The following is a 19601-nucleotide window of genomic DNA, read 5'->3' as shown; positions in this document are numbered from 1 at the left end:
CTAACTATCAGGCAGGGTCCCTGATAGTTTACGAGTCATGACCGGGGAAACCGACCTCAGCCCGGCGCGACTGCGCCATGCCCGCTTCGCCATCGCCGGCGTCTTCTGCGCACACGGCGCGGTCACCGGCTCCTTCGCGACCCGCATCCCCTGGATCCAGGACCACGCGCAGCTCAGCGCGGGCACCCTGGGCCTGGCCCTCGCCTTCCCCGCGCTCGGCGCGGCGCTCACGATGCCGCTGGCCGGCCGCATCAACCACCGGTTCGGCGCCCGCACCGCCCTGCGGATGCTGCTGAGCCTGTGGACGCTCGCCCTCATCCTCCCGAGCCTCGCCCCGAACCTGTGGACGCTCTGCTTCGTGCTCTTCGTCTACGGAGCCACCGCCGGCATGTCGGACGTGGCCATGAACGCGCTGGGCGTGGAGACCGAGAACCGGCTGGGGCGCTCGATCATGTCCTCGCTGCACGGCATGTGGAGCGTGGGCGCCCTGATCGGCTCGGCCGCCGGCACGGTCGCCGCGCACGCCGGCGCCGATGCCCGGCTGCACCACCTGGTCGCCGCGCTCGCCCTGACGCTGGCCGGGCTGATCGCCGTACGGGGCGTCCTGGACCTGCGGACCGACACGGCCGGGGAGGAGGCGCCGCCGCACTTCGCGCTGCCCCCCAAGTCCGCGCTGTTCATCGGCGCGATCGGCTTCTGCGCGGTCTTCGCGGAGGGCGCGAGCCTGGACTGGTCCGCGGTGTACCTGCGGGACGTGCTGCACACGGACGCCGGTCTCGCCGCCGCCTCGACCACGGCCTTCGCGCTGACGATGGCGCTCGCCCGGCTGGTCGGGGACAAGGTCGTGGACCGGTTCGGGGCCGTACGCACGGTCCGCGTGGGCGGCGCGCTGGCCACCGCGGGCGGGCTGCTCGTGGTCGCGGTCCACCATCCGGCCGCCGCCCTGGCCGGGTTCGGGCTGATCGGGCTCGGCATCGCGGTGGTGGTCCCGCTGGCCTTCGCGGCGGCCGCGCGCAGCGGGCCGGCCCCGGCGCAGGCCATCGCCGGTGTCGCGACGATCACGTACACCTCGGGGCTGATCGCCCCGTCGGCGATCGGCGCGGTGGCCGACGCGACCTCGCTGGTGGTGTCGTTCGGGCTGGTCACACTGTTGTCCTTCGCGCTGATCGTGGGGGCGACCGTACTGCGGCAGCGGCCGGTGGCGGCGGAGGTCCCGGCCGTCAACCGGGACGAACCTGCACCTATCCGGCCGTAATATGTCGCCTGGTCACCTACGGCCTCGTAGCGTGGCCACGCTCCTGATGCACGACGAAGAACGAAGAACGAACGAAAAGCGGTGGAACATGGGCCTCGGCGTGCGCTGGACCCTGCACGGAGACGGGCGGACCCCCGCCCCCGGCGCGGTGGTGCGGCCGGACGAGCGGCTGTCGTGGCCGCGGACCGCCGGGCTGGGCGCCCAGCACGTCGTGGCGATGTTCGGGGCGAGCTTCGTGGCCCCGGTCCTGATGGGGCTGGACCCCAACCTCGCCATCATGATGTCGGGTGTCGCCACCGTCATCTTCCTGCTGGCGACCCGCGGCCGGGTCCCCTCGTACCTGGGCTGCTCGCTCTCCTTCGTGGGCGTCGCGGCGGCGATCCGGGCGAGCGGCGGGGACAGCGCGGTCGTCACGGGCGCGGTCTTCGTGGTCGGCGCGGCGCTGTTCCTGGCGGGGCTGGCGGTCCAGCGGTTCGGCGCCCGGATCATCCACGCGGCGATGCCGCCGGTGGTGACGGGCGCGGTCGTGATGCTGATCGGCTTCAACCTGGCACCCGTGACGGCGTCCACGTACTGGCCGCAGGACCAGTGGACGGCCCTGCTGACGATGCTGTTCACCGGGCTGGCCGTGGTCTGCCTGCGGGGCTTCTGGTCGCGGATCGCGATCTTCCTCGGCCTGATCTTCGGGTACGGCATCTCCTGGGTCTTCGACCTCGTCTTCGGCAAGATCCACTCGACGGTGGGCGGTCCCGAGGCCGTGGACCACTGGCGGCTCGACCTGTCGGGGGTCGCCAAGGCCGACTGGGTCGGGCTGCCGACCTTCCACGCGCCGGCCTTCGAGTGGTCGGCGATCCTGATCGCGCTGCCGGTGGTCATCGCGCTGATCGCGGAGAACGCCGGACACATCAAGGCCGTCGGCGAGATGACCGGCGACCCGCTCGACGACAAGCTCGGCACCGCCATCGCGGCCGACGGCGCCGCCTCGATGCTGTCCACGGCGGTGGGCGGCCCGCCCAACACCACGTACTCCGAGAACATCGGCGTGATGGCCGCCACCCGCGTCTACTCCACGGCGGCCTACTGGGCGGCGGCCGGCTTCGCCCTCCTCTTCGGCCTGTGCCCCAAGTTCGGCGCGGTCGTCGCCGCGATCCCCGGCGGGGTGCTGGGCGGGATCACCGTGATCCTGTACGGCATGATCGGCCTGCTCGGCGCGCAGATCTGGATCAACGGCCGGGTGGACCTGCGCAATCCGCTGAACCTGGTGCCGGCCGCGGCGGGCATCATCATCGGCGTCGGCGGGGTCAAGCTGAACATCAGCGACAGCTTCGAGCTGGGCGGGATCGCGCTCGGCACGATCGTCGTGATCACGGGCTACCACGCGCTGCGGTACTTCGCGCCGGCCCACCTGAAGCAGCAGGAGCCGCTGCTGGACTCGGGTACGTCGGCGTACGACGAGACGGCCGCCGGAGCGGGCGGGAGCCCTGCCGGGGAGCCCGGCGACAAGCGGGGTTGACGGAGTTTCGCCCGAACCGGCGAAGCGTACGGCCAAGTTCCCCTGATCCCGGCCGGCGGCTGCGACGCTGCGTCCCATGGTCCCCATGGAAGCGGTGCTGGCGCGGATGCGCGCCCTGGACGAGCGGCTCCCCGAGCGGGACGGCGTCGCCGTCTTCAACCGGGTGTACCTCACGGTGACGCAGACCCTGCACGAGGGGATCGCGCACGGCGCGTTCCCCTCGCCCCGCCGGGCGGAAGCGCTCAGCGTCCGCTTCGCCGAGCGCTACCTGACGGCGGTGGAGGCCGACCGGGCCCCGGCGTGCTGGCGGCCGCTCCTCCAGTACCGCCGCCACCCCGGGATCCGGCCGCTCCAGCACGCGCTGGCCGGGATCAACGCCCACATCGGCCACGACCTGGCGCTGGCGGTGGTCGCCACCTGCCGCTCGCTCGACTGCGAACCGGCCGCGCTCGAAGCGGACTTCGACCGGGTCGGCGACACCCTGGTCTCCCTGGAGGAGCACATCCGGGAGGACCTGATGCCGGGCCCGGACCTGCTGGAGATCGCGGACCCGCTGACGCACCTCCTCGGCGCCTGGAGCCTGGAGCGGGCCCGCGCGGGGGCCTGGGCGTCGGCCCGCCTGCTCTGGTCGCTGCGCCGCTCCCCCGACCTGGCGGAGGAGTTCACCGAGTCCCTCGACGCGGGCGTCGGCCTGGTCGGCCGCTGCCTGCTGACGCCTACGGGGTGAAACCCCGTGATCGACGTCGAGCTCATCTTCTGCTGACCGAAACGGGCTGTCTCCCGTTGGAGACGGACAGCCTTACGGGCCACCCCTTAGGCTCGGGCCGTGACCAGCTTCGCCACGCACCGGCTGCGCGTGCACGACGCCGCGCTGCCGGCCTACCGGCGGATGTCGGCCCTGCGCACCTGCCTGACCCAGTTCGCCCCGTACGGGCTCCGCGCGACGTTCCACCACCTGCGGGGCAGTGCGCGCATCCCCCGCGACCCGGCCCGGGACCCCGACTCGCTGGGGCGGGCAGTGGAGGAGCTGCAAGCCGCCCGGGAGGTGTGGGTCGCGGGCATCCTGGACTGGCAGGAGGCCAGACGGCTCCAGAAGCGGGCCGGGGTGCGCCTGGCGAACCCGCCCGAGCCGCGGCCCCTGGTGCCGTGTCCGAACCCGGAGTTCCATCCGCTGGGCCCGCTGGCCGAGGCGATGCCGCGGATCCTGCGCGCGCGGGAGTACACGGGCGAGGGCTGCGCGGTGTGCGAGGCCGATCACTCGCGCCTGAGCTGGAGCGACGGCCACCGCGTGTACGCGCTGTGCGCGCACTGCGGGGTGGCGCAGGGAGCGCCGGTCGTGGAGGCGGTCGACGACGCCAACCGCTGGAGCGCGTGCGAGGCACGCTGGCGGGCCGTCTGGCGCGGGGACGCGGAGTGGGAGCGGCCGCCCCGGACATGAGTACGGGCCGCCGCCCGCGCTCGCGCGCGCGGGTGGCGGCCCGCGTCAGGGGGCCGGAGGGGACCGGTGGGGTCAGTCCTCCGGGAGTTCGACCGGGGCTATGTCGTCGTAGACGTCGCCCGGGCCGGGGTTGGTGGAGTCCGTGGAGCCGCCGAGGTGGTGCATGACGCCCCAGACGGCGTTGAGGGCCGTCTGGACCGCGCCCTCCGCCCAGCCCGCCGTCCAGGAGATGTCGTCGCCCGCGAGGAAGATGCCGCGCTTGTCCTCGGGGAGGCGGTCCTGCATGAAGTGGGTGAACAGGCGGCGCTGGTAGCGGTAGTGGCCCGGCAGGTTGGCCTTGAACGCGCCCATGAAGTAGGGCTCGTTCTCCCAGGACACGGTCACCGGGTTGCCGATGATGTGGCGGCGGATGTCGACCTTGGGGTAGATCTCGCCGAGGGACTTCAGCATGACCTCCATCCGCTCGTTCGCGGACAGCGGCAGCCACTTCAGGCTGTCGTCGCACCAGGTGTAGGAGAGGCAGATGACGGCGGGCTTGTCGGGGCCGTTGTCCAGGAGGTACGTCCCGCGGGTCATGCGGTCGGTCAGGGTCATCGACATGACGTCGCGGCCCGTCTCCTCGTCCTTGTCGAGCCAGAAGGGGCGGTCGACCGGGATGAAGAGCTTCGAGGACTCCATGTAGTGGGTGCGCTCGATCGCCGTCCAGTGGTCGATCGGGAAGAGCGTGTCGTCGCACGCGATCTTCGAGAGCAGCATCCACGACTGGGCCGTGAAGATCGCGGCGCGGTACGTGCGGATGTCGCCGGTGGCGTCCGTGACCGTGATGCGGTTGCCCGCCGTGCGGTGCAGGCGGGTGACCGCCGGGCGCGGGGCGCCCCCGTGCAGGGAGGAGAGGGAGGTGCCCTGGGCCCAGTGCACGATCTTCTCCGGCTCGCGGTCCCACATGCGCAGCGGGAGTTGCTGCGAGCCGCCCACGATGCCGCGGTGGTGGTCGTCGGCCTCGGTGTAGACGACGCGCAGGATCTCGAGGATCGAGTTCGGGAAGTCGGTGTCCCAGCCGCCGGTGCCGAAGCCGACCTGGCCGAAGATCTCGCGCTTGCGGAAGGACTTGAAGGCCTCGGACTTGCAGAGGAACCCGTAGAAGGTCTCGTCGTCGAGCTTCTCGACGAGCTTCGCCCAGATCTCCCGGATGCGCGGGACGTCCCGCTCGCGCATCGCGGTGTTCATGTCGGAGAAGTCGGCGCCCTCGTCCAGGCAGGCGTTCCACGCGGCGGACACGTCGCGGTAGACCTGCGGGAGGTCGGCGATGGTCTCGGCGTAGTGGGTCTCGCCCTTGAGGTCGACCACCGTCGAGGGGGTGGCCTCGGCGAGCGGGTTCGGGAAGGGCTCGGTGACCAGGCCGACGAGGTCGATGTAGTGCTGGAGGGCCGTGGAGGACGGCGGGAAGCGCATGGCGCCCATCTCCGCGGTCAGCTCCTCGGTGCCCGCGCCCTCGAAGCCCACGGTGCGCAGCCGGCCGCCGATCTGGTCGGCCTCGTAGACGACGGGCTTGAGGCCCATCTTCATCAGCTCGTACGCGGAGATGATGCCGGACAGCCCGCCGCCGATGACGGCGACCTCCGTGCCGTGCTCGGTCGCCGGTATCTGCCCGAGGCCCGCCGGGTGGGCGAGGAAGTCGTCGTACGCGTAGGGGAAGTCCGGTCCGAACATCGTGATCGGCATCTGACCGTCGCTGTGCGGGACGGCGGTGGTGGGCACCGTGGACGTCATGGGGTACGACTCCTAGCGGGGTGGGGCAGGGGGGGGAAGGGCAAGCGGGGGGGGAGAGGCGACGGCCGTTCGCGGGGGGCGCGGTCAGACGAGCGAGGCGTACAGACCGGGGCGGCGGTCGCGCAGGTACGGGTTGGTCTCGCGCGAGACGCGCAGCAGCTCGGGGTCGGCCTCGCCGAACACCAGCTCCTCGCCGCGGCCGGCCCGGGTCCGGGTGACCCCGTCGGGACTGGCCAGGCAGCTGAGGCCGACGAACTCGAACTCGCCTTCCGGACCGGTGCGGTTGACGTACGCGATGTACATCTGGTTCTCGAAGGCCCGTACGGGGACCAGCTGTTCGGCGACGAACTGGAAGGGGTGCATCTGCGCGGTCGGCACCAGGAGGAGGTCGGTGCCGGCGAGCGCGTGCGCCCGGACGTTCTCGGGGAACTCCACGTCGTAGCAGATCATGACGCCGACGCGCAGGCCCCCGAGGTCCGCCTGGACCACCGGGGTGTCACCGGGGGTGAAGGCCGCCTGCTCGAAGCAGCCGAAGAGATGGGTCTTGCGGTAGTTCGCGAGCCGTTCCCCGTCGGGGCCGACGAGCTGCGCCGCGTTGTAGACGGCGTCGCCGTCCCGCTCGGGGTAGCCGTAGAGCACGGCCAGCCCGTGCCGGCGGGCGATCTCGCCGATGGCGCGGGCGGACATGCCGTCGGCCGGTTCGGCGAGCCGGGCGATGTCCTCGAGCTCCAGCGCGTAGCCGGTCAGGAACATCTCCGAGGTCACGAGGAGCCCGGCCCCCGCCTGTGCGGCGCGTGCCGCGGCCTCTTCGAGCGCCTTCAGGTTGTCGGCGGTGTCGCCGAGCCGTCCGGAACTCTGGAGGAGGGCGGTGCGCAGCGGGGGCATGGGCGTACCTCTGTGGCAGGAGGGGTGGGGGTCCTTAGACGGTACGTTCGCGCGTTCGACCGGGACAAGCCGTGACCGTTGCGCTCCGCGCATCGATTCGTTGCGCATTGACGGGAGGAAGCGGCGATTCGTTGCGCGAAGGCTCCGCGAACGGTCCGGAAGGCCTTTTCGGCTGTTCTACGGGTCTTCTACGGATCTTCTGCAGATCTTCTACGGGGCCGGGCGGAAGGCCGGGTGGACGCTCAGCCTGCGCAGGTCTTCCAGGATGTCGGGAGCGTGGTTCGAGACCACCCGGCCGCTCCAGCCGTCGCAGAGGGCGGGGACGGTGAGCGTGCCGTCGTGGTCGTGCCCGGCGGCCTCGTAGGCGCGGCGGAGCGCTTCGTGTCCCGCCGGGTCCGATCCGGGCCGCAGGACGGTCAGCGCCACGGTGTCCCGCAGGCCCAGGTCGGCGAAGGCGGCGATGACGCCGAGGCAGCTCGGACAGTCGTCGGCGGCGACGTAGAGCCGGTAGCGGTGCGGCTCGGGCGAGAACCCGGTCCCGATGCGGCCGCGGAGGGCGGCGGCCCGGGCAGGCGCCTGGAGGGGGGTCCGGGCAGGGGTCTGGACATGGGTGTGGACAGGGGTGTGGACATGGGTCTGGGACATGGGTCTCCTCGGTCGGTGTGCGTACGCGCGTGTTCGGCGGGGCCTCAGGAGGCCGGGGCCGTGGCGCTGCAGACGCGGAGGAGGTCTATGTGCAGCCGGCGGGTGAGCCAGGAGCGGCGCAGCGGGGTGGTGGCGCAGGAGGGTGGGGTGGAGGGTGTGGTGAGCTGGTCCACCGGGCCCCCCTCCTGTGCGCTGCCCCCATTAGGCTGGCGTTCGCAGTCTCATGGCACCGCCAGGGGCCGTCAAGACCGCCCGCAAGAGTGCCCGTACGCGTGCCCGTACGCGTGCCCGGCCGAGCGCCCGCCCGAGTGCCCGCGCCCGATGGAAGGAAGCTCCCGCCCATGTCCCGTGAGTCCCGGCCCGGTGCGGTCCTCGACAACCCCGTCTGGGCCGCGCTCGACGGCCCGCACCGGGACTTCGCCGAGACCGGTCCGGCCGGGCTCGCCGCCCGGTACGCGGCCGGGGTGTCGCCCTTCGCCGCGCTCCGCGACCCGGAGGATCCGCGGGCCTGGGCGGATCTGGCCGAGCTCGCCGGCCCGGGTCAGGAGGTCTGGGTGACCGGGCTGCCGACCCCGCCCGCGGGCTGGGAGACCCTGATGTCGATACCGGGCGTACAGCTGGACGGCCGGGCGGTACGGGGCAAGGAGGAGCCGGAGGCGGTCCTGCTGGGGCCGGCCGACGTGCCCGAGATGCTGGAGCTGGTCGAGCTGGCCCGGCCCGGCCCGTTCGGGGAGCGCACCGTCGAGCTGGGCACGTACCTCGGGATCCGCCGCGGCGGCCGGCTCGTCGCGATGGCGGGCGAGCGGATGCGGCCGCCGGGCTGGTCGGAGATCAGCGCCGTGTGCACGCATCCCGGTCACCGTGGCGAGGGGCTCGCCGGGCGGCTGATCCGCGCGGTCGTGGCCGCCGTGGAGGAACGCGGGGACTCCCCGTTCCTGCACGCCGCGGCGGAGAACACCGCGGCCGTGGGGCTGTACCTCTCGATGGGGTTCGCCCTGCGCCGCGAGCCGGTCTTCATCGGGCTTCGCACGCCCGACACGAAGCATTAACACGGATTGACATTCCGTTCGTTGTGACCCGGTCCCCTCTGATCTAGCGTCGGAAGCACGACCGGGGATCACGACCGACGAGCGAAGGGGGTGCCGGCATGACCGTACGAACCGCCGGTGCCGCCCTCACCCCGCGCCGTGCCGTGCACCTGCACTCCCGCGCGCACATCGACCTGCTGCGCGTCGCCGGTTCCCTCTGTCGTTCCTGATCAGCGTTCCGCGTTTCCGCGCATCGCTCCGTCCTTCGCCGCGCCGCCCGATCAGGAGGCAGTTCCGTCATGCCCGTGCACCCTTCTTCCCCCTCCCCTTCCCCCTTCCCTTCCCCCTCCCCCGCGCTGCACCTCGCCGTGGCCCTCGACGGGGCGGGCTGGCATCCCGCCGCCTGGCGCGAACCGGGTGCGGACGCCGACCGGCTGTTCACCGCCGGCTACTGGGCCGCGCTCGTCGCCGAGGCCGAGGCCGGACTGCTGGACTTCGTCACCTTCGAGGACTCGCTGAGCCTGCAGTCCACCGATCCGGCCGGGCCCGACGGCCGCACCGACCTGGTGCGGGGCCGGCTCGATGCGGTGCTGGTCGCCGCCCGGGTGGCGCCGCTGAGCCGGCACATCGGGCTGGTGCCGAGCGTGGTGGCCACCCACACCGAGCCCTTCCACGTCTCCAAGGCGCTCGCCACCCTGGACTACGTGAGCCGCGGGCGCGCCGGGCTGCGCATCCAGATCTCCGAACGGCCCGACGAGGTACGCCACTTCGGGCGCCGCACGGGGCCCCTGGACCCGGCCGAGCTGTACGGGGAGGCCGCCGATCACGTCGAGGTGGTGCGGCGGCTGTGGGACAGCTGGGAGGACGACGCCGAGATCCGCGACGTGGCCACCGGACGGTTCATCGACCGCGCCAAGCTGCACTACATCGACTTCGAGGGCCCCCGGTTCAGCGTGAAGGGACCCTCGATCACCCCGCGGCCGCCCCAGGGCCTGCCCCCGGTGAGCGCACTGGCCTCGGACGCCGCCGTGTACCCCTTCCTCGCCCGGTCGGCCGACATCGGCTACGTGACGGCGCGGGATGCCGGCGAGGTCCGGGCCGCCGTCGCCGCGCTCCCCGCCACCCCGCACCTGTTCGGCGAGCTGACGGTCTTCCTCGACGAGCAGCCGGCGACGGCGGAGCGGCGCCTCCAGCGGCTGGACGCCGCGCACGGAGCCGCGTACACGGGCGATGCCCGTGTCTTCGCGGGCACTCCGGCGGACCTGGCCGACCTGCTGCTGGAGTGGCGCGAGGCCGGGCTGACCGGCTTCCGGCTGCGGCCGGGGGTGCTCGCCCACGACCTGCCCGCGATCACCCGCGGACTGGTCCCGGAACTCCAGCGGCGCGGGGCGTTCCGGCGCTCCTACGAGGCCTCCTCGCTCCGCGGCCTGCTGGGGCTGGCGCGCCCGGCGAACCGGTACGCCGCCGGCCCGCCGGCGCCCGCCGCCACCGCTTCCCCCGCCGCCTGATCCCCCAGGAAGGACCGACAGCACCCATGAGCAAGCCGCTCAAGCAGATCCATCTCGCGGCGCACTTCCCCGGGGTCAACAGCACCACCGTGTGGAGCGACCCCGCCGCCGGGAGCCAGATCGACTTCGATTCCTTCGTCCACTTCGCGCGGACCGCCGAGCGCGCGAAGTTCGACTTCCTCTTCCTCGCCGAGGGCCTGCGCCTGCGCGAACAGGGCGGCGAGATCTACGATCTGGACGTGGTGGGCCGCCCGGACACCTTCACCGTGCTGGCGGCGCTCGCCGCCGTCACCGAACACCTCGGGCTGACCGGCACGATCAACTCCACCTTCAACGAACCGTACGAGGTGGCCCGGCAGTTCGCCTCCCTCGACCACCTGTCGGGCGGCCGCGCCGCCTGGAACGTGGTCACCTCCTGGGACGCCTTCACCGGGGAGAACTTCCGGCGCGGCGGGTTCCTGCCGCGCGAGCAACGCTACGAGCGGGCACGGGAGTTCCTGGACACCGCCCACGAGCTCTTCGACGCGTGGGACGGCGGCGAGATCCTCACCGACCCGGTCTCCGGGGAGTTCCTGCGCGACGCGGGCCCCGGCGCCTTCGCCCACCGGGGCGAGCAGTTCGACATCTCCGGGCACTTCAACGTGCCGCGCAGCCCCCAGGGCCGGCCGGTGATCTTCCAGGCGGGCGATTCGGACGAGGGGCGGGAGTTCGCCGCGGCCTCCGCGGACGCCGTCTTCGGCCGGTACGGCACGCTGGAGGAGGGCCGGGCGTTCTACGCGGACGTCAAGGGGCGCCTGCCCCGGTACGGGCGCACCCCCGACGAGCTGAAGATCCTCCCGGCGGCGACCTTCGTGCTCGGCGACACGGACGCCGAGGCGCGGGAGCTGGCGCACGAGGTGCGGCGCCTTCAGGTCAGCGGGGCGACCGCGATCAAGCACCTGGAGCACGTGTGGAACCGGGACCTGTCGGGCTACGACCCGGACGGGCCGCTGCCGGACGTGGATCCCGAGCCCGGGGAGAACACCATCGCGCAAGGACGGGCGAGCGTGCGCATGCACGGCGACCCGGTGGCCGTCGCACGGGAGTGGCGGGAGCGGGCGGCCGCCCGGGGCCTGTCGATCCGGGAGCTGGTGATCGAGACCACCGCCCGGCAGTCCTTCGTGGGCTCGCCGCTCACCGTCGCCCAGGCCATCGACACCCTGGTCCAGGCGGACGCGGCCGACGGGTTCATCCTGGTCCCGCACCTGACCCCGGGCGGGCTCGACGCCTTCGCGGACACCGTCGTCCCGCTGCTCCAGGAGCGCGGGGTGTTCCGCCGGGAGTACGACGGCCCGACGCTGCGCGACCACCTCGGGCTGGCCGCGCCCCGCGCCGGCGCCCCCGTACTCGCCCCCGCGCGCGGCTGACCGCGCAGGACCCCGTCCGAAGCCCGTCCCACAGAAGGGGGCACACCATGCCCGGTATCCCGCTCGGGGTCCTCGACCTCGTCCCGATCCCGTCCGGCTCCACGGCGGCCGAGGCCCTGCGCGCCAGCGTCGACCTGGCCCGGCAGGCCGAGAGGTTCGGCTACGCCCGCTACTGGTTCGCCGAGCACCACCTGAATCCGGGGGTCGCGGGGACCTCGCCCGCCGTGGTGCTGGCGCTGACCGCCTCGGCCACCTCCACGATCCGGATCGGCTCGGGGGCGGTCCAGCTCGGGCACCGCACGGCCTTGTCGACGGTCGAGGAGTTCGGCCTGCTGGACGCGGTACACCCGGGGCGGATCGACCTGGGGCTGGGCCGCTCGGCGGGCGGCCCGCCGGCGCGCCGTGCCGGGGCCGAGCCGCCGGTGGCGTACACCACGGAGAACGGCCTGCGCATACCGAAGCCCTTCTCCTTCGCCCACCTGCGCGACCATCCGCGGATCGCGCTCCACCAGCGGCTGCTGCAGCTGCCGGGGGCCACGGCGCAGGAGTACTCCGAGCAAGTGGGCGACGTACTGGCCCTGTTGCGCGGGGAGTACCGCTCGGCGGACGGGGTGGAGGCGCATGCCGTGCCCGGGGAGGGCGCCGAGGTGCAGGTGTGGGTGCTGGGGAGCAGCGCGGGGGTGAGCGCGGAGACGGCCGGTGCGAACGGGCTGCGGTTCGCGGCGAACTACCACGTCAGCCCGGCGAGCGTGCTGGAGGCCGCCGAGGCCTACCGGGCGGCCTTCAAGCCCTCGGCCGGGCCGGGCGGGCTGGACCGGCCGCACCTGACCGTGTCCGCCGATGTCGTGGTGGCCCCGGACGACGCCGAGGCCCGGGAGCTGGCCACCGGGTACGCGCCCTGGGTGCACGGCATCCGGTCCGGTGAGGGCGCGATCCCCTTCCCCGCACCGGAGGAGGCCCGTGCGCTGACCCGGGGCTGGGAGGCCGCGGACCACGAGCTGGTCGCGGACCGGGTGGAGACGCAGTTCGCCGGTTCGCCGGCCACCGTCGCCGATCAGCTGGAGCGGCTGCGGGACGCGACCGGCGCGGACGAGCTGCTGATCACCACGATCACGCACGCGCACGCCGACCGCGTGCGCTCGTACCGCCTGCTGGCCGCGGAGTGGGCCCGGCGGGGGTGACGCGGTGGGGGGACGCCCCGACTTTCGCCGCGGGCCCGGGGAGAGCATCGTGGGAGGTGAGTCCGCCTGTCCCCGGGAGGTACATCATGCGCAAGGTTCTGGACTGCAGGGAGTACCCGAGCGAGATGAACTGCTCCCTCACCATTGCGGGTGAGGAGGAGGAGCTCCTGCGCGCCTCCGTGCAGCACGCCGTCGACGTGCACAGCCACACGGACACCCCGGAGTTCCGCGAGCAGCTGCGCGGCCTGATGAAGGACGAGGTCCCGCAGCACGCCTGAGGCCCGTAGGTACGGCGCGCCGGCGTGGCCCCAGGGGTGTTACGCCGGTGCGCCCGAGGTGAAGCGGCGCAGGAGCGGGGAGAGGACGAGCACGGACTTGGTGCGCTCCACGAAGGGCTCGCCCGCGATCCGCTCCAGGACCCGCTCGAAGTGCCGCATGTCGGAGGCGAAGATCTGGACGAGGGCGTCCGCGTCGCCGGTGACGGTCGACGCGGACACCACCTCGGGGTAGCGCTCCAGCCCCCGCCGGATGTCGTCCGGCGAGGTGTTGTGGCGGCAGTACATCTCGATGAAGCCCTCGGTCTCCCAGCCCATCGAGGCGGGGTCCACGCGGACGGTGAAGCCGGTGATGGCTCCTTCGGCGCGCAGCCGGTCGACGCGCCGCTTCACGGCGGGGGCCGAGAGTCCGACCTCGGAGCCGATGTCCGCGAAGGAGCGGCGGGCGTCCTTGGCCAGGGCGTGCACGATGCGTTCGTCGAGATCGTTCAGTCGCACTGCGCGTGGATCACTTCTCTGCTGCGGCCGGGTCTGCTGCGGCCAGACGGGAGCGGCGGATGCCGTACAGGAAGTAGATCACGAGCCCGGCTGCCATCCAGCCACCGAAGACCTTCCAGGTGGCGACGTCGAGCTGGGTCATCATGCCGCCGCAGGCGATGAACCCGAGGATCGGGGTCAGCGGGAACAGCGCCACCTTGAAGGTGCGCGGCATGTCCGGGCGGGTGAAGCGCAGGATGATGACGGCGATGTTGACCAGGCCGAAGGCGAAGAGGGTGCCGATGCTGGTGGCGTCGGCCAGCTTGCCGAGCGGGACGGTGGCGGCGAGGAGTCCGCAGAAGAGGGAGACGATCACCACGTTGGCGCGGGGGGCGCCGGTGCGGGGGTTGACCCGGGCGAAGACCTTGGGGACGAGACCGTCGCGGGACATGGCGAAGAGGATGCGGGTCTGGCCGTAGAGCACGGCGAAGACGACCGAGGCGATGGCCACGACGGCGCCCGCGGCGAGGACGACGCCCCAGATGCTGTGCCCGGTGACGTCGGTCATGATCTGGGCGAGCGCGGCCTCGGTGCCCTCGAACTGGGTCCACGGCATGGCGCCCATGGCGACGAAGGCGACGAGGACGTAGAGGACGGTGACGATCAGCAGCGAGAGCATGATCGCGCGGGGCAGGTCGCGCTTGGGGTTCTTGGCTTCCTCACCGGCGGTGGAGGCGGCGTCGAAGCCGATGTAGGAGAAGAACAGGGTCGCGGCCCCGGCGACGACGCCCATGTTGCCGAGCGGGTTGAAGTTCGCGTAGTTGCCGGACTTGAAGCCCATGAAGCCGATGCAGATGAAGAGCAGCAGCGTGACGATCTTCACGGCGACCATGATCGAGTTGATCCGGGCGCTCTCCTTGGCTCCGCGCATCAGGAAGACCATGGCGAGCAGGACGACGACGAGCGCCGGCAGGTTGATGTAACCGCCGTCGCCCAGGGGTGCGGCGAACCGCTCGGGGATGGTGATCCCTATGGTGCCGTCGAGGAGTTCGTTGAGGTATTCGCCCCAGCCGACGGCGACCGCCGCGACGGAGACCCCGTACTCCAGGATCAGGCACCAGCCGCAGATCCAGGCGACCAGCTCGCCCATGGTGGCGTACGCGTACGAGTACGAGGATCCGGAGACCGGCACCGATCCGGCCAGCTCCGCGTAGGAGAGCGCCGAGAACAGGGCGGTCAGGCCCGCGATGATGAAGGAGATCGTGACGGCGGGGCCGGCCTTGGGGGCCGCGGTGCCGAGGACGACGAAGATGCCGGTGCCGAGCGTCGCACCAATGCTGATCATGGTCAGCTGCCACATGGTGAGCGAGCGGCGCAGGGAGCCGCCCTCACCCTGGCCGCCCTCGGCGACCAGCTGCTCCACCGGCTTGCGGCGCAGGAGCGGGTGGGCGGGCTTGCGCGGCGCCTCGGGGGCGGGGGCGAGCGGTGGCGCCTGGCCGTGGTCGAGCACGAGGGGACTCCTTTGTCACTGCGGGTGGGGTTTCAGGCGTCGACCGCAGCGGTCCGGAGCAGGAGCAGGCCGAGAAGGGCCTGGGCATGGGGGACCGCCGAGCAGGCGGTCCACGCCACTCCACGTACAGCGAGTGAGCCTACGAGCTGAGTGATACCGCCCGTAATGCACCATCCTTGCACATTGGCGACTGATCGTTGCGCGGATCTGTCCTGGATGGTCCTTTGTTGCGCGGGGATGATCGATCAGTGCGCGGGCGATCCTGACCCGCATTCTTGACACTTCGTCAGATCTGCCGCAGCGTGCCGCCATGGACCTGGACGTGCTCTACGAGATCGACGTGCCGCGGCCCTGGCGGGGAGCCCACCCGCACGGCCAGCGGGCCGCTGAGCAGCGCGCTTACCGGGAGGCGGTCGAGCAGATCCGGCTCGCCGACCGGATGGGCTTCCGTACCGTCTGGGCGGTCGAGCACCACTTCCGCGAGGGCCGCTCGCACTGCCCGGCCCCCGAGGTGCTCCTCGGACACCTGGCCGGGCTCACCGAGCGGATCCGGCTGGGCTTCGGCGTGACCCTGACCCCCTTCGCCTTCACCCCGCCGCAGCGCATCGCGGAGAAGGTCGCCACCGTCGACGTGCTCTCCGGCGGCCGGGTGGAATGGGGCACCGGCCGGTCCACACCCATGGAGCAGACGGCCTTCGGGGTGGACCGGGAGAAGTCCCGCGACGACTGGCGCGAGGCCGTCGAGATCGTGACCGGAATGTGGCGCGAGGAGTACTTCGCGTACGCATCGGAGCGTTTCAGCTTCCCGCGCCGCATGGTCACCCCCAAGCCGGTGCAGGATCCGCACCCGCCGGCCTGGATGGCGGCCACCTCCCCCGGCTCCGCGGAGGTCGCGGGCGGGCACGGCCTCGGGCTGCTCTCCTTCTCGATCATGCAGCCGCTGGAGGCGATGGCCGCCCAGGTCGCCGCCTACCGGGCCGCGGCCGCCACCCCGCGCCCGCTCACCGACGTCACCACGGACCGGGTCGCCGCCTACACCCTGGTCCACGCCACCCCGGCGCGGACCGCCCCGGGCGCCCGGGTCTGGGACTCGGTCGCCTGGTGGTACTCCAACCTGGCGCAGTTCACCCTGGAGTGGGAACTGCCCCACCTGAGCCCCGAGGAGCGGGAGCGGACCTTCCCGCTGCTCAGGCCGATCCTCGAAGGGAACGTACCCGTACGGGAGTTCAGCGACGGGGACATGATCCTCATCGGGGACGCGGAGACCATCGTCGCCAAGGCCAAGCGGTACGCGGACCTCGGCGTCGACCAGCTCATCTGCTACGTCCAGTGGGGGTACCTCGAACACCGGGAGATCCTGCGGACCTTGGAGATCCTGGGCAAGGAAGTCATCCCGGAACTGGCCCGCTACACACCCCGCAGGGCCTCCGCGTGAGCAGCGACCCCTCCACGGTCCCCGACGCCACCCCCGAGGCGTCCCCCGAGGCGTCCCCCGACACCTCCCCCGTGCCCGACTACGCCGCCCTGCACCGGCTCGACGGCCGGGCCCTCGTCCTGCTCGGCGCGGGCAACGGCATCGGCCGCCAGACCGCGCACGCGCTGGCCGCGGGCGGCGCCCGCGTGCTGTGCGTGGACGTGGACGAGGAGCGGGCCCGGGCGGTCGCCGCCGAGACCGGGGGCGTCCCGTACGCCGCCGACGTCACGCGGCGCGAGGCCGTACGGGAGCTCTTCGCCGCGGCGCCGGAACTGCTCGGCGGCCGCCCGGTCGGCGGGGTCGTCGACATCGTCGGCATGGCCCGGTACGCCGCGCTGCCCGAGCTGGACGACGAGGGCTGGGACTGGCACTTCGATCTGGTGCTGCGGCACGCCTGGCTGGCCGTCCAGTACGGCGGCGAGGCCGTCGCCGCGGCAGGCGGCGGACCGCTGGTCTTCGTCGCCTCCGTCTCCGGGCTCACCGCCGCCCCGCTGCACGCCGCGTACGGGGCCGCGAAGGCCGGCCTGATGTCCTTGGTGCGCTCGGCGGCGGTAGAGCTGGGCCCGCGCGGGGTACGGGTCAACGCGGTGGCACCGGGGGTGGTGTGGACCCCGCGGGTGGCCGCCCTGCTGGGTCCCGAGGGGCGCCGGCTCAACGCGGAGAACTCCCCGCTGGGCCGGGTCGCGGAGACCCGGGACATCGCGGCCGCGCTGTACTTCCTGGCTTCGCCGCAGTCCTCGTACATGACGGGCCAGACGCTGGTCGTGGACGGCGGCGTCGGCGTGAAGTTCCCGTACCCGACGGTCGGAGGCGCACGATGAGCACACGGGAAGCCGGGCCGGACGCGGACTCGGAGGCAGGCGTGGACATAGAGGCGGGCGTAGACATAGAGGCGGGCACAGACGCGGGTGCAGGGGCGGGCGCGGGCTTCGGTGCGGGTGCGGGTGCGGGTGCAGGCGCCGGCGCCGGCATGGGTGCAGGCGTCGGCGCGGCCGCCTCCGTGCCCGCGCCCGCGCCCGGCGGCGCGGAGGCCGGGCCGTGGCTGGACCCGGCGCCCTTCCTGCGCGGTGTGGCCTGGCTGGACGGGGGCCGCCCCGTGCGGGCCGACCCGGCCGACACCATGCGGCTGCCCTGGGACACCGGCGAGCGGGCCACCCTGCCCATCGGCGTGCGCCTGGAGTTCACCGCGCCCGGCGCCCGGGCGGTGGAGATCCACTACCGGGCTACCGTGCCCGGCCCCACCGACGCGCTGCGCGACCTCGCGCACGGATTCGCCCTGTGGGACCGGCACGGGGTGGTCGGCGAGCTGTACACCGAGCCGGCCGCCGAGGCCGTCGTACGCCTGGAACTGCCGGGCAGCTCCGGCCCGTTCACCATCCATCCGCCCGAGACCCAGTCCCCGCTGATCCTCGGCCTGCGCGGGATCGGCGGCCCGCTCGCCCCCGCACCGCCCGCCACCCGCTGGGTGGTGCACGGCGACTCCATCACCGAGGGCTGGTGGTCGACCCGGCCCGCGCACGGCTGGCCCTCGGTGGCCGGGCGCGCGCTCGGCTGGGACACCGTCAACCTCGGCTACGCGGGCGCCGCGCGCGGGGAGCTGGCCTGCGCCGAGCAGATCGCCGGACTCCCCGCCGACGCCCTCACCCTCGCCTTCGGCACCAACTGCTGGTCCCGCGTGCCCTTTTCGGCCCCCCTGCTGTACGAGACCACACGCGCGTTCCTCGAACTGGTCCGCCAGGGCCACCCCCGGACACCGCTGCTCCTCCTCTCCCCCGTGCTGCGCCCCGACGCGGAGCGCACCCCGAACAAGCTGGGCGCCACCCTGGGCGCCCTGCGCGACGCGATGGAGCGCGCCACCCGGGAGCGGATCGCCGCCGGGGACGAGCGGCTCGTGCTGCTGCCGGGGCGGGAGCTGCTGGGCCCCGAGCACTTGGCGGACGGGCTGCACCCCAACGACGCCGGACACCGCACGCTCGGCCTCGCTGTGGCCACGGCCATGAAGCGGGCCGGGTTCGGCCCGGGGTGAGTGAAACAGCCCACATCGGAGGAATTGAACAGATCGGCTCCGACCGGGCGTGTCCTGCACACAGTTGCCGCCGCTCCACTCCACTCCGCTCCACTCGGACGGATGGACGGACGCGGCGGCGCAGGCAGGGACACACACGTGGGAGAGATCAAGATGGGCATCAAGCGCGGAACCACCCTGGCGGCCGTGGCGGTCGTCGTCGCACTCACCGCGACCGCGTGCGGCGGGAGCGACTCGGCGGGCGACACCGCCAAGCCGGCCGGAGCGGTCGCCGCTCCCTCCCAGGCCCCCTCCTCGGGCGACGGCTACGGCTCGGGCTCGGGCGCCGATACGGCGGGCGCCGCCAAGCCCGGCGGTCAACTGGCCATCGCCCAGGACGAGAAGCTCGGCTCCGTCCTCGCCGACAGCGCGGGCTTCACCCTCTACCGCTTCGACAAGGACACCGCGAAGCCGTCCAAGTCCAACTGCGACGGGGACTGCGCGAAGACCTGGCCGGTGGTCGCGGCCGGCGATGCCACCGCCGCGGCGGGCATGGACCCGGCGTTGCTGGGCGAGGTGGTCCGTACCGACGGCAGCAAGCAGCTGACGGTGGCGGGCTGGCCCGTGTACCGGTTCAGCAAGGACACCAAGGCGGGCGACACCAACGGACAGGGCGTCGGCGGCACCTGGTTCGCGGCGGCCCCCGACGGCAAGAAGGCGGCGAAGGCTGCCCCCACGCCCAGCGGCGGCGGCCAGACCTCCGGTGCGCTGACCGTGGCCAAGGACCCGAAGCTCGGCGACCACATCGTCGACGGCAACGGGATGACGGTCTACCGGTTCAAGCCCGACACCGCCTGGCCCATGGTCTCCAAGTGCGAGGGCGACTGCGTGGCCAAGTGGCCGGTCGTGCCGCCGGTGGACCAGGCGAACGCCAAGGGGATCATCGAGAAGAACTACCTCGTGCTCGACCGCCCCGACGGCAAGAAGCAGCAGACGGTGAACTGCTGGCCCGTCTACACCTTCACCGGTGACAAGAAGGCCGGCGACATCAACGGGCAGGGCGTCGGCGGCACCTGGTACGCGGTCGCCCCCGACGGCAAGCTCATCACCGTCCAGTAGACCGTCCCCCTGGGCCCGGCCTCCAGTAGACCGTCCTCCTGAGACCGGCTCGCTGAGACCGGCCTCTTCAGGCCGGTCCCCTGAGGCCGGTCCCCTGAGCCGGTCCCCCGGG

At 72.8% G+C, this 19601-nt stretch carries 20 protein-coding genes; 14 read left to right on the top strand and 6 right to left on the bottom strand.

The features are described 5' to 3' along the window. The first annotated feature begins 37 nt into the window (after positions 1-37). From AC3IX6_RS31735 to AC3IX6_RS31720, 4 genes are all read left to right on the top strand, one after another. Positions 38-1255, top strand: coding sequence for an MFS transporter (locus AC3IX6_RS31735; protein ID WP_489366741.1), 1218 nt, complete (start codon positions 38-40; stop codon positions 1253-1255). An 88-nt stretch (positions 1256-1343) separates the two neighbouring features. After that, on the top strand, positions 1344-2768 hold the full coding sequence (locus AC3IX6_RS31730) for a uracil-xanthine permease family protein (protein ID WP_489371618.1): 1425 nt from the start codon (positions 1344-1346) through the stop codon (positions 2766-2768). 76 nt (positions 2769-2844) lie between these two features. Beyond that, complete coding sequence (locus AC3IX6_RS31725; RefSeq protein ID WP_388498396.1) at positions 2845-3495, top strand: DUF5995 family protein; 651 nt, start codon at positions 2845-2847, stop codon at positions 3493-3495. 99 nt (positions 3496-3594) lie between these two features. Beyond that, positions 3595-4206, top strand: a complete 612-nt coding sequence (locus tag AC3IX6_RS31720) for a hypothetical protein (RefSeq protein WP_489366739.1) — start codon at positions 3595-3597, stop codon at positions 4204-4206. Positions 4207-4278: 72 nt separating this feature from the next. Here AC3IX6_RS31720 and AC3IX6_RS31715 read toward each other — a convergent pair whose 3' ends face one another. The 4 genes from AC3IX6_RS31715 to AC3IX6_RS31700 all read right to left on the bottom strand — a co-directional run bounded on the left by AC3IX6_RS31715 (position 4279) and on the right by AC3IX6_RS31700 (position 7679). Next, positions 4279-5976, bottom strand: a complete 1698-nt coding sequence (locus tag AC3IX6_RS31715) for a flavin monoamine oxidase family protein (RefSeq protein ID WP_489366737.1) — start codon at positions 5974-5976, stop codon at positions 4279-4281. An 84-nt stretch (positions 5977-6060) separates the two neighbouring features. Further along, a complete protein-coding gene (locus AC3IX6_RS31710; RefSeq protein WP_489366735.1) occupies positions 6061-6861 on the bottom strand; it encodes a carbon-nitrogen hydrolase family protein in 801 nt (266 codons plus the stop codon). A gap of 210 nt (positions 6862-7071) precedes the next feature. Then, positions 7072-7506, bottom strand: a complete 435-nt coding sequence (locus tag AC3IX6_RS31705; RefSeq protein ID WP_489366734.1) for a hypothetical protein — start codon at positions 7504-7506, stop codon at positions 7072-7074. Between the two features lie 44 nt (positions 7507-7550). After that, positions 7551-7679 (bottom strand): hypothetical protein, encoded by a 129-nt coding sequence (locus tag AC3IX6_RS31700; RefSeq protein WP_489366732.1) that lies wholly within the window; start codon positions 7677-7679, stop codon positions 7551-7553. A gap of 168 nt (positions 7680-7847) precedes the next feature. Between AC3IX6_RS31700 and AC3IX6_RS31695 the strand changes: the two genes are divergently transcribed. The 6 genes from AC3IX6_RS31695 to AC3IX6_RS31670 all read left to right on the top strand — a co-directional run bounded on the left by AC3IX6_RS31695 (position 7848) and on the right by AC3IX6_RS31670 (position 12907). Next, entirely contained in the window at positions 7848-8555 is a 708-nt protein-coding gene (locus tag AC3IX6_RS31695; RefSeq protein WP_489366730.1) for a GNAT family N-acetyltransferase, read from the top strand. Between the two features lie 98 nt (positions 8556-8653). Continuing rightward, entirely contained in the window at positions 8654-8764 is a 111-nt protein-coding gene (locus AC3IX6_RS31690; RefSeq protein ID WP_489366728.1) for a putative leader peptide, read from the top strand. Between the two features lie 69 nt (positions 8765-8833). Next, positions 8834-10042 carry an LLM class flavin-dependent oxidoreductase gene (locus tag AC3IX6_RS31685; RefSeq protein ID WP_489366726.1) on the top strand — a complete coding sequence of 403 codons (1209 nt, stop codon included), beginning with the start codon at positions 8834-8836 and terminating at the stop codon, positions 10040-10042. A 26-nt stretch (positions 10043-10068) separates the two neighbouring features. Continuing rightward, positions 10069-11448, top strand: coding sequence for an NtaA/DmoA family FMN-dependent monooxygenase (locus AC3IX6_RS31680; RefSeq protein WP_489366723.1), 1380 nt, complete (start codon positions 10069-10071; stop codon positions 11446-11448). Between the two features lie 47 nt (positions 11449-11495). Further along, positions 11496-12629 carry an LLM class flavin-dependent oxidoreductase gene (locus AC3IX6_RS31675; protein ID WP_489366721.1) on the top strand — a complete coding sequence of 378 codons (1134 nt, stop codon included), beginning with the start codon at positions 11496-11498 and terminating at the stop codon, positions 12627-12629. Positions 12630-12715: 86 nt separating this feature from the next. Beyond that, on the top strand, positions 12716-12907 hold the full coding sequence (locus AC3IX6_RS31670) for a DUF1059 domain-containing protein (protein WP_489366719.1): 192 nt from the start codon (positions 12716-12718) through the stop codon (positions 12905-12907). Positions 12908-12946: 39 nt separating this feature from the next. Here AC3IX6_RS31670 and AC3IX6_RS31665 read toward each other — a convergent pair whose 3' ends face one another. After that, a complete protein-coding gene (locus tag AC3IX6_RS31665; protein WP_243334460.1) occupies positions 12947-13402 on the bottom strand; it encodes an Lrp/AsnC family transcriptional regulator in 456 nt (151 codons plus the stop codon). 10 nt (positions 13403-13412) lie between these two features. Beyond that, a complete protein-coding gene (locus AC3IX6_RS31660; RefSeq protein ID WP_489366717.1) occupies positions 13413-14891 on the bottom strand; it encodes an amino acid permease in 1479 nt (492 codons plus the stop codon). A gap of 310 nt (positions 14892-15201) precedes the next feature. Between AC3IX6_RS31660 and AC3IX6_RS31655 the strand changes: the two genes are divergently transcribed. The 4 genes from AC3IX6_RS31655 (at position 15202) to AC3IX6_RS31640 (ending at position 19489) form a co-directional block, all read left to right on the top strand. Beyond that, positions 15202-16326 carry an LLM class flavin-dependent oxidoreductase gene (locus AC3IX6_RS31655; protein WP_489366715.1) on the top strand — a complete coding sequence of 375 codons (1125 nt, stop codon included), beginning with the start codon at positions 15202-15204 and terminating at the stop codon, positions 16324-16326. Then, positions 16323-17186 (top strand): SDR family NAD(P)-dependent oxidoreductase, encoded by an 864-nt coding sequence (locus AC3IX6_RS31650; protein WP_489366713.1) that lies wholly within the window; start codon positions 16323-16325, stop codon positions 17184-17186. The genes AC3IX6_RS31655 and AC3IX6_RS31650 overlap by 4 nt, the downstream gene beginning before the upstream one ends. Further along, the gene (locus tag AC3IX6_RS31645) at positions 17183-18391 is read left to right on the top strand and encodes a GDSL-type esterase/lipase family protein (protein ID WP_489366711.1); all 1209 of its coding nucleotides are present in this window, start codon (positions 17183-17185) and stop codon (positions 18389-18391) included. Before AC3IX6_RS31650 ends, AC3IX6_RS31645 begins: the two co-directional genes overlap by 4 nt. 153 nt (positions 18392-18544) lie before the next feature. Continuing rightward, entirely contained in the window at positions 18545-19489 is a 945-nt protein-coding gene (locus AC3IX6_RS31640; RefSeq protein WP_489371617.1) for an SCO0930 family lipoprotein, read from the top strand. The last annotated feature ends 112 nt before the right edge of the window (positions 19490-19601 follow it).

This window comes from Streptomyces sp. GL_141 (assembly GCF_057834385.1).
The sequence above is the reverse complement of the archived record's forward strand: the minus strand, read 5'-3'. Positions and strand labels throughout refer to the sequence as shown.

What these genes read in the sequence shown, in the direction of transcription:
- AC3IX6_RS31735 (WP_489366741.1), top strand. Translation starts at nt 38, where the DNA reads ATGACCGGGGAAACCGACCTCAGCCCGGCGCGACTGCGCCATGCCCGC.
- AC3IX6_RS31730 (WP_489371618.1), top strand. Translation starts at nt 1,344, where the DNA reads ATGGGCCTCGGCGTGCGCTGGACCCTGCACGGAGACGGGCGGACCCCC.
- AC3IX6_RS31725 (WP_388498396.1), top strand. Translation starts at nt 2,845, where the DNA reads ATGGTCCCCATGGAAGCGGTGCTGGCGCGGATGCGCGCCCTGGACGAG.
- AC3IX6_RS31715 (WP_489366737.1), bottom strand. Translation starts at nt 5,976, where the DNA reads ATGACGTCCACGGTGCCCACCACCGCCGTCCCGCACAGCGACGGTCAG.
- AC3IX6_RS31710 (WP_489366735.1), bottom strand. Translation starts at nt 6,861, where the DNA reads ATGCCCCCGCTGCGCACCGCCCTCCTCCAGAGTTCCGGACGGCTCGGC.
- AC3IX6_RS31705 (WP_489366734.1), bottom strand. Translation starts at nt 7,506, where the DNA reads ATGTCCCAGACCCATGTCCACACCCCTGTCCACACCCATGTCCAGACC.
- AC3IX6_RS31695 (WP_489366730.1), top strand. Translation starts at nt 7,848, where the DNA reads ATGTCCCGTGAGTCCCGGCCCGGTGCGGTCCTCGACAACCCCGTCTGG.
- AC3IX6_RS31690 (WP_489366728.1), top strand. Translation starts at nt 8,654, where the DNA reads ATGACCGTACGAACCGCCGGTGCCGCCCTCACCCCGCGCCGTGCCGTG.
- AC3IX6_RS31685 (WP_489366726.1), top strand. Translation starts at nt 8,834, where the DNA reads ATGCCCGTGCACCCTTCTTCCCCCTCCCCTTCCCCCTTCCCTTCCCCC.
- AC3IX6_RS31680 (WP_489366723.1), top strand. Translation starts at nt 10,069, where the DNA reads ATGAGCAAGCCGCTCAAGCAGATCCATCTCGCGGCGCACTTCCCCGGG.
- AC3IX6_RS31675 (WP_489366721.1), top strand. Translation starts at nt 11,496, where the DNA reads ATGCCCGGTATCCCGCTCGGGGTCCTCGACCTCGTCCCGATCCCGTCC.
- AC3IX6_RS31670 (WP_489366719.1), top strand. Translation starts at nt 12,716, where the DNA reads ATGCGCAAGGTTCTGGACTGCAGGGAGTACCCGAGCGAGATGAACTGC.
- AC3IX6_RS31655 (WP_489366715.1), top strand. Translation starts at nt 15,202, where the DNA reads ATGGACCTGGACGTGCTCTACGAGATCGACGTGCCGCGGCCCTGGCGG.
- AC3IX6_RS31645 (WP_489366711.1), top strand. Translation starts at nt 17,183, where the DNA reads ATGAGCACACGGGAAGCCGGGCCGGACGCGGACTCGGAGGCAGGCGTG.
- AC3IX6_RS31640 (WP_489371617.1), top strand. Translation starts at nt 18,545, where the DNA reads ATGGGCATCAAGCGCGGAACCACCCTGGCGGCCGTGGCGGTCGTCGTC.